This is a genomic window from Flavobacterium sp. ZE23DGlu08 (genome assembly GCF_030505335.1).
GTDB classification, from domain to species: Bacteria; Bacteroidota; Bacteroidia; order Flavobacteriales; family Flavobacteriaceae; genus Flavobacterium; species Flavobacterium algoritolerans.
Genome location: NZ_CP130045.1, coordinates 660,777 through 673,145, shown reverse-complemented (window position 1 = coordinate 673,145; position 12,369 = coordinate 660,777). Strand labels below are relative to the sequence as shown.

11 protein-coding genes are annotated in these 12,369 nt (G+C 34.7%); 3 read left to right on the top strand and 8 right to left on the bottom strand.

Going from position 1 to position 12,369, the window contains the following annotated elements; translation table 11 throughout:
* Positions 1 to 242 precede the first annotated feature (242 nt).
* The 4 genes from Q1W72_RS02960 to Q1W72_RS02945 form a co-directional block, all read right to left on the bottom strand.
* Positions 243 to 992 (bottom strand): shikimate dehydrogenase, encoded by a 750-nt coding sequence (locus tag Q1W72_RS02960; protein ID WP_302137314.1) that lies wholly within the window; start codon positions 990 to 992, stop codon positions 243 to 245.
* A complete protein-coding gene (locus Q1W72_RS02955; protein WP_099715857.1) occupies positions 992 to 2,389 on the bottom strand; it encodes a tetratricopeptide repeat protein in 1,398 nt (465 codons plus the stop codon). The genes Q1W72_RS02960 and Q1W72_RS02955 overlap by 1 nt, the downstream gene beginning before the upstream one ends.
* 316 nt (positions 2,390 to 2,705) lie before the next feature.
* Entirely contained in the window at positions 2,706 to 3,893 is a 1,188-nt protein-coding gene (locus Q1W72_RS02950; RefSeq protein WP_099715856.1) for an aspartate aminotransferase family protein, read from the bottom strand.
* Positions 3,894 to 3,959: 66 nt separating this feature from the next.
* Positions 3,960 to 5,591, bottom strand: coding sequence for an OstA-like protein (locus tag Q1W72_RS02945; RefSeq protein WP_302137311.1), 1,632 nt, complete (start codon positions 5,589 to 5,591; stop codon positions 3,960 to 3,962).
* Positions 5,592 to 5,866: 275 nt separating this feature from the next.
* Here Q1W72_RS02945 and Q1W72_RS02940 point away from each other — a divergent pair, with 275 nt between their 5' ends.
* From Q1W72_RS02940 to Q1W72_RS17025, 3 genes are read left to right on the top strand one after another with little or no spacing between them, the layout of a single operon-like run.
* Entirely contained in the window at positions 5,867 to 7,735 is a 1,869-nt protein-coding gene (locus Q1W72_RS02940; protein WP_302137309.1) for an alpha-amylase family protein, read from the top strand.
* 44 nt (positions 7,736 to 7,779) lie between these two features.
* Positions 7,780 to 9,432 carry a glycoside hydrolase family 13 protein gene (locus tag Q1W72_RS02935; protein ID WP_302137307.1) on the top strand — a complete coding sequence of 551 codons (1,653 nt, stop codon included), beginning with the start codon at positions 7,780 to 7,782 and terminating at the stop codon, positions 9,430 to 9,432.
* The gene (locus tag Q1W72_RS17025) at positions 9,369 to 9,584 is read left to right on the top strand and encodes an alpha-glucosidase C-terminal domain-containing protein (RefSeq protein ID WP_367881679.1); all 216 of its coding nucleotides are present in this window, start codon (positions 9,369 to 9,371) and stop codon (positions 9,582 to 9,584) included. Before Q1W72_RS02935 ends, Q1W72_RS17025 begins: the two co-directional genes overlap by 64 nt.
* 118 nt (positions 9,585 to 9,702) lie before the next feature.
* On the opposite strand, the gene Q1W72_RS02930 is transcribed toward Q1W72_RS17025, so the two are convergent.
* The 4 genes from Q1W72_RS02930 to Q1W72_RS02915 form a co-directional block, all read right to left on the bottom strand.
* Positions 9,703 to 10,476: a superoxide dismutase gene (locus tag Q1W72_RS02930; protein WP_121341686.1), complete on the bottom strand. Its 774-nt coding sequence runs from the start codon at positions 10,474 to 10,476 to the stop codon at positions 9,703 to 9,705.
* Positions 10,477 to 10,565: 89 nt separating this feature from the next.
* Positions 10,566 to 10,835, bottom strand: a complete 270-nt coding sequence (locus Q1W72_RS02925; protein ID WP_099715851.1) for an acyl-CoA-binding protein — start codon at positions 10,833 to 10,835, stop codon at positions 10,566 to 10,568.
* 2 nt (positions 10,836 to 10,837) lie between these two features.
* A complete protein-coding gene (locus Q1W72_RS02920) occupies positions 10,838 to 11,488 on the bottom strand; it encodes a phosphatidylserine decarboxylase family protein (RefSeq protein WP_121341691.1) in 651 nt (216 codons plus the stop codon).
* Complete coding sequence (locus tag Q1W72_RS02915; RefSeq protein ID WP_302137303.1) at positions 11,478 to 12,368, bottom strand: phosphatidate cytidylyltransferase; 891 nt, start codon at positions 12,366 to 12,368, stop codon at positions 11,478 to 11,480. The genes Q1W72_RS02920 and Q1W72_RS02915 overlap by 11 nt, the downstream gene beginning before the upstream one ends.
* Position 12,369: the final 1 nt, after the last annotated feature.

Here is a 12,369-nt window from a genome sequence, read left to right as displayed (position 1 = left end):
ATAGTCGTTTTAGGTTAGGAATCAGCTCTTTTTGAAGCAATTTCCAGCTGTTCGCTGTATCTTTTTTGTTCGCCGAAAAGACGAACAAAAAAGGATGCCGCTGCCATCAGGGCTAGGGTTCTGGGGTTTTAATTATAAATTTTTTTCTCGAGTTCGATATGTTATTGCAAACAAAAAACCACTCCAAAAGAGTGGTTTTTTACGTACTTGAATACGTGTAAGAAGTTAACTCCGAATTTAGATTATTTATTCCAAATTTTCCAAGCTTTCTCTGCTTGAAAAATGAGCATATCCAAACCATTTTTGATTTGTGCTCCATGTTGTTTTGCTTTTTTAAGGAATTGCGTTTCAGCAGGATTATAAATCAAATCATAAGCAATGTGCTTCTCCGTGAAATACTCATACGGGATTAATGGGAACGCTTCCACATTAGGACTTGTTCCTACCGGAGTCGAGTTAATTATGATTTGGTAATTGTCAAATGTCGTTGCGTTGATTCGGTTATAGTCGATTGCATTTTCTTTGGCTTCTCTTGAAACAAAAGTATACGGAATATCAAGCTCGTCCAAAGCAAAAGCGACTCCTTTAGAAGCGCCTCCTGTTCCTAAAATCAAGGCTTTTTTATGGTGCGGTTCCAATAACGGTTCTAATGATTTTTTGAAACCATAATAATCCGTGTTGTAGCCTTTCAACTTGCCTTTTTTAGTAATTTTGATAGTATTTACAGCACCAATTAGCTCTGCTTTTTTAGATAATTTGTCCAAAAATGGAATTACAGTTTCCTTGTACGGTATGGTAACATTCAATCCTTTTAAATCCGAAGTGTTTTTAATTACCTCCGGGAAAGCACTTATCTCGGGAATATCAAAATTTTCATAGGTACAACCTGCAAAGTTCTCACTATTGAATTTATCTGTAAAATATCCTTTAGAAAATGAATAACTAATGTTGCGTCCTAATAATCCAAAGCGTTTTCTAACTATGTCAACCATTATTGTTTTTTATGTTTTGCAATATAATTCTGCACCATTTTTTTTGCCCAAACTACTGGAAATAAATCTTCTAAAAGAATGTAATTATCAAAATTCAATCGTAAGGCATTGCTCAAATGGAATTTTGCTTTTGTATTATCAGTTAACATAAAATACAATCCAGCCAAACGGTATTCGATTTCATTCTCTTCCGGAAAATACTCTGAAGCTTGTAATAACGTTTGTATAGCGCTTTCAAATTCTCCTAAAAACTGAAGAATATCCACCCAGAATAACCAAGTGTCTAAGCCATAATCACCAAACTCAACCGCTTTTCGGTATCCAAATTCAGCTTCTTCAAAGAAGTTCATTTGTTTATTGATAGTCGCAAAACGCTTCCAATACAAACGATTTTGGTTGTCAATAGCTAATGCTTTGTTGACATAAAATAACGCTTTTTGGTAATTTTTTTGACGAACGTAAAAATCAGTAATGGCAATCCAACCTTTGTCTAAAAGTGGATCTTCATGCACGGTTTGATTGAAATATTTTAATGCTAATGCTTTATTGCCCAGTTTTTCATAACATTTTCCCATTCGAAGTAAAGCATACGAAGTCGCATCATCTAATTCGATGGTTCTGCTGTAGCTTTCAATGGCTTCATCGTATTTTTTTAATCGCTCAAAAGCTTTTGCTTTTTCCATGAAAGCACCAAGGAATTCATCATCAATTAAAGTGGCATAATCAAAGGCACGAATCGCATTTTCATATTCTTTAACTCCATAATGCAAACGACCCAGTTGATGCCAGGCGATTTCACTGTAGGGGTTCTTGTCAATGTATTTTTTCAAATAGGTAATCGCTTCTTGGTTTTGATCTAAAAACTCAAAACAATATACAACGTTGTACAACGCTGATTGGTCTTCCAAATCTTCTTCTAAACACTTGATAAAGCTTTCTTTTGCCATTTCAAGATTGTCCATAAAAAGATATTCCATGCCTATTAAATTATAGACATCGGCATAATCATCTGTATATTTTAAAGCTATTTTTAATAATTCAACGGCCTTTTCGTGTTGGTCTCTTTTAGAGCAGATATTGGCTTTTTGAATGTAAATTTCTTCATTGGTTGGTTCAATGGCATACAACTCATTCAATAGCTTTTCGGCTAATTCGAGTTTGTCATCATAGACTAGCATTTCCACTTGAACTAATTTTAGTCCGGTAGATTTTGGGTGTTGTTCCAATGCCAGTTTCAGAGCTTTTTTTGCCAAAGCGGCCTTACCCATATCGAGATAATGAAGAATAATTTCTTCAAATTCTTCGGAGTCAAAAAAGAGTACTTTGTTGGTTTTCAACATGGACTCAAATTTAGACAGGGATAAGTTATAGTCTTCTTCTTCGTTGCTTAATTGCATACTGTGTGTTTTTAATTTGGCCTAAATAAATTTAGGTAATCGTGCGTGTACTGTGAGGGAAAGTTAGAATTGTTGTGAACAATTTAATTAACAAAAAAGCTTTGGTTTAAACGGATGCCTAGCCCTGATAAGAGTGGAAATCCTTTTACTTTTTGCTGCCAATAAATAAAAGATTATAACGGATAGCAGGACACGAGCGAAGCGAACTGACGAAGTAAATAGCTCCCAATTTTAATAATTGTTTTGAATATCTATTTGATATGTAATCAGTGTTGTTACTTCTGAAATCAATCCCGACGCTTCGGGACGTTAATCATCATTCTTCAATCATCATTTCATCCATTACTTCAAGTATGATGCTGCAACCTTCTCGTATTTCTTCTTCAGAAATGGTTAGAGGAGGTGTTATTCTAATGGCGCATCCTTCAAACAGTAACCAGAATAAAATAAGTCCTTTGTCTTGACATTTGAGAATCACTTCGTTTGTTATATCGGCACTTTTTGTCATTGCTGCCAGCATCAATCCTTTTCCTCTTATTTCTTCTATCAAAGGATGTACCAAAAGTGTTCTGAATAGCTTTTCTTTCTCCATGGCTTCGGCCATAAGGTTGGTCTCAGTTATTTCCTGCAAAGTCGCCAAACAGGCTGACGCAATGACAGGGTGACCTCCAAAAGTGGTGATATGACCTAGTTTTGGATCATGACTTAGCAAATCCATTATTGTTGATGAAGCCGTAAAAGCACCTACAGGCATTCCGCCGCCCATTCCTTTTCCCATTACCACGATATCAGGAACGACATCATAATTTTGAAATCCGAAAAGTTTTCCGGTTCTCCCAAAACCCGGTTGGATTTCGTCAAGAATCATCATCGCACCCACTTCGGTACAGCGCTCGCGCACTTTTTTAAGGAAATCATTGTGTGGTTGAATAAATCCGGCACCACCTTGAATGGTTTCCAGGATAATTCCTGCGGTTTTAGTCGTTATTTTTTGTAAATCATCTTCGTTATTGAACGTGATAAAATCAACATCAGGAATCAACGGACGAAAAATTTGTTTGCGTTCTTCAAATCCCATGACGCTCATAGACCCCATAGTATTACCGTGATATGCATTGTGACATGAAATCAATTGGCTTCTTCCTGTGGTACGTCTGGCGAGTTTTAACGCGCCTTCAATGGCTTCTGTTCCTGAATTGACCAAATAGGTTTTGTCTAAAGTTGCAGGCAGGAGCGAGGCTAATAATTTGCAATATTGAACCGCCGGACTTTGGGAATATTCCCCATACACCATGACATGAGAATATTTGTCCAGCTGATCTTTGATGGCTTGATTGACTCTTGGATGTTGGTGTCCCAATGCACAAGCGGAAACTCCAGCCACAAAATCCAAGTATTTTTTAGAATTAGTATCGTAAATATAAGAACCTACAGCGTGTGAAACTTCCATACCCAATGGATACGGTGAGGTTTGCGCTTGGTATTTTAAGAAATCGGTATTCAAAATTTATTTGTTTAATCGTTTATTGGTTTAGTCGTTTTCATAAAAACTGAATACTGCGACTGAACACTATTTTTTCCCTTTCTTCTTATCGTAATTCAGGGTTTCTTTCCTGATTTTCATAGGAATATCTTCTTTGGCTTCAGCGGCCTCGGTTGCTTTCGCTATTTTATCATTGTCTTCATTTTCTTCAGGCGGAAAAATATCGTCTTTGGATTTTATTCGTTCATCGCCTCGCCAGACTAATCCGCGCAGTTTTCTTGCGTTCTCCGGCAACTCTTTTTCAGGATAGATTTCGCCATCTACTTGCTGAAAAAAGGTAATGGTTTCGATCTCATTTTTTTCTAAAATAAGATTGATTTTACTACTCACATTTTTGTTGATGCCAATGAGTTCTTGTGCTTCATTCCGCATATAATAGATGACTTCCGCATTTTTTACAATATCAACATCATGGAGTTTTCCTTCCTCAAATTTGCCATAGAGATTTTGTCCCTTGACCTGATTATAGCCGGTTCCCAGGGTGTCTTTGGAGACTATAAACGTATTGTTGAGCACTTTGAGTGAATCTAGTTTTTGAGTGGTATTATTGCCTATAAGATGCATTACATCACCTGTGATTTGGTTTTCTGCGTTCCAAAGTATCGGATTTCCAATCATTTTTGTCAAAGCTGTTTTGGAACTCGAATGAATCGAATCACATTTGCCACTCATATCAGTTTTAAAAAATCGGACATTATTGAACGCTCTGATAATTCTGTTTCCTTCTTTTCCGGTAACCATTAATTTTTTTCCGTGGATGTAAACCGAGTCATTTTCGACAAAATTCACGGCAACAGCTCTTTTGGTCACAAACATCGAATCCAGTTTTTTATACACTTCGGCATAATGTCCTTTTACGATTCCGCGATTGATGGAATCCGTTATTTTTACATTGCGTGTTGCCGATGCAAATTCACGGTTGCGGTCATAATATAAACTATCGCCTTTAATCACCCGATCATCGTATCGGATGTAGGATTTGTTCAGGAAATGTGCGAGATTTTTTTTGGTGTCATAAAACCCTTTTTCGGTATAAATATAATTGGCTTTACTGGTAATTGTTGATGGCCCAAAAAGATAGGAATGTCCGGAATTACTAAAATAATCCAAGTGATTTGATTTGATTACATACGTTGGATTTGTGATGGTAACCGCAGTCAGGAATTGGAATTTCTTTTGTTTTACATAATATCTTCCTGAATTACTTTTTAGCGTGTTGTCTTTATTGGTAATTGTCCCTGGCGTATCGTAAAATACTTCTTGGGTATTTCGGTCAAAATTAATTATTTCTGTGGTTAAAGTCGCATCTGGAGAACTCATTACAGCATCACCGGAAGCATATGCTTTTTTTACATTTCCATTGTATTCCGCGTATTTACTGTTTAGAAATAAAGTGTCTCCTTGCACCATCTGTACATTTCCAAAAGCCTTGATGTAGTTCTCCTTTTGGAAATAATACGCTTTATTACAGGTCATCACTACGCCATCATGATTGACACGTACGTTTCCGATAAGTAATAATGCATCCGGAATTTCTACCTGGTTTACATCAGCAAAATCAGAGTTTTCTACAATAATTTTTTTTGGGGCTTGCGCCAAAACTAAATTAGTAACAAGCAGTATCAAACAATAAGGAAGGAAAAATATTGATTTCTTCAATGGATTTAATTTTTGTCAAATTTATGAAAAAGGAAACAATCCTAATCTATATTAGGATTTATTTATAATTAGTCAAAAAGGCGGTAAAAGCTATTGTTGTCTCTCTTTAAAGTTATTAACAAATGACCTTACTCCTTCGATGTAGTTTCTGCTTATGTGTACAGAATTATTTAATTTCAAACGATATAGACTTCTTTTATTTAAAAAATATTAAATTTAAAAATTGATACTCATTTTATTATCAAAAGAATTGAAATCGGTATATATAATTTTATATGATGAAAAAAATAACTATTGTTGCAGGGATAAGCGTGGTGCTTTTGGCAACAGCTTGTAAAACAAAAGATTTAAAAATGAACGCAGAACAGAAAGAGTCAGTCTCTAATAAGAAAGAAGTTGTATATCAGGTTTTTACCCGATTATTCGGAAATAAAAATACTACCAATAAACCTTGGGGAACCATTGAAGAAAATGGAGTAGGGAAGTTCAACGATTTTACGGATACAGCGTTACGGGAAATAAAGGATTTTGGTGTTACTTATGTTTGGTATACCGGAGTTCCGCATCATGCTTTGATACGCGATTATTCGGATATTGGGATTTCCAATGATGACCCGGAAGTGGTAAAAGGGCGTGCAGGTTCTCCTTATGCCGTAAAAGATTACTACAATGTAAATCCAGATTTAGCCGTAAATCCTGCGAATCGTTTGCAAGAATTTGAAGCTTTGATTGCGCGAACTCATAAAGCGGGATTAAAAGTGATTATTGATATTGTTCCGAATCACATTGCACGTAAGTACGAAGGAAAAAGTAATCCGGCAGGTGTTAGAGATTTTGGAGCTGATGATGATACAACTGTTGAATACAAAAGAGATAATAACTTTTATTATATTCCAAATACGCACTTTGAAATTCCCGATACGGATAAACCGTTAAATGGAGAAAAGAATCCTTTAATTGATGGTAAATTTGAAGAAAGTCCCGCAAAATGGACTGGAAACGGTTCTCGTTTAGCCAAACCTGATAAGAATGACTGGTACGAAACCATAAAAGTAAATTACGGAATTCGTCCGGATGGCTCTAAAGATTTCCCGGAACTTCCGGCTGGTTTTGATACCAAATCGTATCAGGAACATTTCGATTTTTGGAAAGGAAAAGATGTTCCGGATTCTTGGGATAAATTCAAAGACATTGCTTTGTATTGGACCGCAAAAGGGGTTGACGGTTTTAGATTTGATATGGCCGAAATGGTTCCGTATGAATTTTGGAGTTATATGAATTCAGCCATTAAAGTAAATAATCCGGATGCTTTTTTATTAGCCGAAGTCTACAATCCTAAGGAATATAGAAATTACATTCATTTAGGTAAAATGGATTATTTATATGATAAAGTAGAAACCTATGATAAATTAAAAGATATTATTCAAGGAAGATCTTTACCTGATGGATTATCAGACATACAAAACGGAATGGCAGATATTGAGCATCATATGTTGCATTTTTTGGACAATCATGATGAACAGCGTTTGGCTAGCCCGGAATTTGCGGGAACACCGCAAAAAGGAAAACCTCTGATGGTGGTTTCAACAACCATAAGCACTTCGCCTACGATGGTTTATTTTGGTCAGGAAGTAGGAGAGGCCGGAAATGAGAATGCAGGATTTGGAACTCATTCCAGAACATCAATCTTTGATTATATTGGAGTTCCGAATCATCAGCGTTGGATGAATGGAGGGAAATTTGATGGCGGTCAATTATCGCAGGATGAAAAAGAGTTGCGTGATTTTTACAAAAGAGTATTGAATTTTTCTTTGAACAGCCCGGCTTTGATGGGGAAATACCAAGAAATTCAAACATTAAATCGCCAAACTACTCAAGGCTACGATCCTGGAATTTATGCTTTCACACGTTGGTCTGATACTCAAAAACTAATCGTTGTTACTAATTTTTCTTGGCTTACCACTAGCAATTTCGAATTGAAAATTCCTTCAGATATCATTCAAAAATGGAATTTGAAAGATGGAAATTACACATTAACAGATCAGTTATACAATAAAAGTTCCGTTCAACTGAAAGTTTTGAATGGTGAAGGAAAAGTACAAATTACAATCGCACCTTCGGAATCGTTTATTTATCAATTGTAAGACATTCTTTAAAATTAATTTTTAAATCTTTAAACTCATTTTTAATGACAAAAATATTCACAATTTGTTTACTGTTTTTAATTTCCTTGGTAACCTTTGCACAAAAAGATTTTACGCCTAATTGGAGTAAAGGAGTAGTTTGGTATCAAATATTCCCGGATCGGTTTCATAATGGAGATCCTTCAAACGATCCAAAAGTGAATGATCAAGATGGTGCATATCCTTTTGATATAACTTCTGATTTTCAAATTCATCCCTGGACAAGCGATTGGTATGAATTGCAGCCTTACGAAAAGAAAAATGGTAAAGATATTTATTACAATCTTCAACGCAGACGCTATGGTGGAGATTTGCAAGGAGTTATTGATAAGTTGGACTACCTGCAATCATTAGGCATTAATGCTATTTATATGAATCCTGTTTTTTGGGCGCCTTCTTCTCATAAGTATGATGCATTGTGCTACCATCATATTGATCCATCATTTGGACCAGATCCTGAAGGTGATAAAAAATTAATTGCAAATGAAGACCCTTTAAATCCAGAAAAATGGGTTTGGACAAAAGCAGATTTACTGGCGCTAAAACTTATTGATGAAGTGCATAAACGTAAAATGTTTATCATTTTTGATGGCGTTTTCAATCATTTGGGAGTAAACAGTTTTGCTTTTCGTGATGTGGAGGAAAAACAAGAAAAATCAGCCTACAAAGATTGGTTCATGGTTGACAGTTGGAAAGATGCTGTAAAAGGTACCAAGTTTGAATACCAAGGATGGTTTGGTATAAAAACGTTACCAGAGTTTAAAGAGGATAACACAGGAATTGTTTCGGGGCCAAAACAATATATTTTTGACGCTACAAAACGATGGATGAATCCTATGAACAAAGGAGCTCAATACGGAATTGACGGTTGGCGATTAGATGTAGCGTATTGTATTGCACATCCTTTTTGGAAAGATTGGCGAAAATTGGTAAAATCAATTAACAGCGAAGCTTATTTGACGGCGGAATTAGTTGATCCTATTGAAAAAACAAAACCTTATTTAAGCGGTGACGAATTTGACGCTACGATGAATTATAATTTTTCTTTCCTAGTACATGATTTTTTTGTGCAAGATGCAAAAGGGATTTCTGTTACCCAATTTGATACTCAATTGAAGGAATTGCGTGAAGGATTTGGAGAAGGAGTTGCAATGAATATGCAAAATCTGGTTGGAAGCCATGATGCTACTAGAATAGGTAGTGCGGTTGCAAACCCAGATGGGAAGAAATTTAGTGACTGGGGAGCGTATTTTAATTGGAGCCAGAAAAGTAATAATACTAATTATATTGCTCGAAAACCCACTGTACAACAATTGAAAAAGCAAAAACTTATAGCTGCATTTCAAATATTATATTTAGGTTCGCCAATGATTTATTATGGTGATGAAGCAGGTATGTGGGGTGGTAATGACCCTGATTGTCGTAAACCGATGGTATGGAATGACAAAAAGTATAACCCGGAAATATTCAATCCCGACCAAAGTAAACACGAAGCAGATGTAGTAAACTTCGATACGGATTTGTTTAATTGGTATAAAAAAATCATTAGTTTACACAATCAGTACAAAGCTATTAAAGTGGGAATTACACAACGATTGCAACAAATGATGCCGAAAAAATATATGCATTTAGTCGTAAACTGGGTGATGAAGAAGTAATTGTAATCATTAATCGAAGTGATAAAAATGTTAACTTCACGAATCCTATTTTGAATAAAGGTAAATACAAAGATGTTTTTACTAAAAAAGGAATCAAAAAGTTGACTATAAAACCTATGGATATTGTTGTGCTGAGCAATAGTATTCGTTAATTGTCTGAAATATTTAGTAAGACTCAGTTAAAATAGGAAGTCTAAAAGAATAGTTTATTGTATAAAAAAATGCTGATATAAATTATATCAGCATTTTTTTTAGTTTGAATTTAGTGAGTTATTTGATCAAAGTAGCATCGTAATTTTCTTCTACTTTTTTCCAATTGATTACATTGAAAAATGCATCGATATAATTTTTTCTGCGGTACTGATAATCCAAATAATAAGCATGTTCCCATACATCTAAAGCTAATATTGGAGTTCCCGGAATAAGTGCATTTCGCATCAAAGGATTGTCCTGATTTGAAGTACCGGTCACCTGAAGTTTTCCAGATCTGTCTACAATAAGCCAAGCCCAACCGGAACCAAATTGTTTTGTAGCTTCCTCTTTGAATAAGGTAACAAAGTTTTCAAATGAACCAAAATCTTTACTAATTGCTTCAGCTAGTGCATTTGTTGGTTCGCCTCCTGCTTTTGGAGCCATACATCTCCAATATAAGGAATGATTGTAAAATCCACCGGCATTGTTACGAAGCACAGCATCGTTAGGATCTAATTTTGACAATACTTCTTCGATTGTCAAATTTTCTAAAGGCGTTCCTAACACTGCTTTATTCAAATTATTGGTATAGGTAAGGTAATGCTTGGAATAATGCATTTCTAAAGTCGTAGCTGATATACTTGGTGCCAAAGCATTGTAAGCGTAAGGCAATTTTTCAAGCTGAAAAGAGCCTTCATCTGCTTTTACATCATCGGGAGATCCCATGATGGCAACTGTTTGTTCGGTTGTAGGTAAAGGGACTTCAACAACTTCAGTTAATTTCTTATTGTTGCAAGAAAGTAAAGTGATAAATAAAAATAAAACAGAAATTAAAAAATTTAGCTTTTTCATATGAAGACAATATTTTTTTAGCATAATATGGTATCGCCATTCTTCATCCCTGTTTGTGATTTGGAATCAAGGCGATTTCATAATTTGTATTATTTTTTGATCAGTGTGTTGATTATTTCAATGTATTGTTCTTTGGCTTGATCAGGAGTTAGATGACTAATTTGCATCCAGGCATTGGTTTTAAAAGCATCTCTCAAATGGTATGATGATGTTTGTTTTAAATCTAAAGTTCCAAAAGTTGCTTGTTTATAAAAAGCATAAAGCCGCAATTGGACATCTTGAGGTAAAGATGCCTGCGTCATTTCAGAAGCTATTTCTACTGCTTCTAAAAACCGAGTATCTAAATCTTTTTCAATCATGCTTATTTTGTAGCAATAATAGTTTTTCCTCCGATTGCTTTTTGATTCAGTACAACATTTACTGGTGTTCCTAAAGGTAAAAAGATATCTACTCTTGAACCAAATTTTATGAAACCAGCATCAGTTCCCTGAATTACTTGCATTCCTTCTTCGGCGTAATTGACGATTCTTCGTGCCAAAGCTCCAGCAATTTGACGGTATAGAATTTCACCAAATGTTTTGTTTTCGATGACAACCGTAGTTCTTTCATTTTCTTCACTGGCCTTAGGATGCCATGCCACCAAGAATTTTCCGGGATGATATTTACTGAACTTTACAATTCCACTTAATCCATAACGCGTAACATGTACGTTTATTGGAGACATAAAAATGGAGATTTGTAAACGTTTATCTTTGAAATATTCGCTTTCAAACACTTCTTCAATAACTACAACTTTCCCATCTACAGGAGCAAGAATATGATTTTCATTGATTACCACTGTTCTTTTTGGATTTCTAAAAAATTGCAGAATGATAATCAAAAGTAACAAAGTAGCTATTTGTATAGCCATTTTGATCCAGTTGGTGTCAATGAAATTATCAGACAATAAAAGGACAACAGCCGTGAAAATAGTGCCTAATAAAATAGATTGGGTTCCTTCTTTATGAAACATAGTTTAAAATTTGATAAAATAAAAATATTATTGGTGCTACAAATATAACACTATCTAGTCGATCTAGTATACCTCCATGACCAGGCATTATACTTCCGCTGTCTTTTACGCCCGCTATACGCTTAAATTTGGATTCAATTAAGTCTCCAATAGTACCTGCGATTCCAACAATAACGGCTATAGAAGTCCAAATCAGTATGGATCTGTCGCTGAATTCAGGATTGGCCTTTATGTAGTATTTAGATATTAAATAACCTGCCAAAATTGCAAAAACGATTCCGCCTAAGAACCCTTCAATTGTTTTTTTAGGAGATATCTTTTCAAATAATTTAGTTCGACCTATAGATTTACCTACAATATAGGCAAAGGTGTCATTTGTCCAGATTAAGATAAATAATCCAATTATAATTTTTGGATTGTAATCATTTATACCAAATGAAATTTTTGTGATAAATACAAATGGGAGTATAATATATCCCAGTAAATAAAGGTATTTTGATGAAGTACTTATTTTTTGAATGTTATCATAAAATAAAAAAAGGATACATTTTATAGAGACTACTAATGCAATAACCAATAAAACGACATCTAGTTGTTGAATATTGATTGCTATTTCTAAATCGGTATTGAAGACCTGATTAATAGTATCAGTAGTGATTTTATTGTAATGGCTTACTAAAGTTACTATGGAATATAGAGCCGTTGCAAAAAGTATTGGAAATACTTTATGTATTTGGATTAAATTACAAAATTCATAAACTGCAATAATGAGAAATATACCAAAAAGGATAAAAAAGCTTTCAGTAGAATATAAAATAGAAGCGAGTAATAGTATAATATAAATAGCTCCTGATATACCTCGTTTTAGAGTTTCATTCATC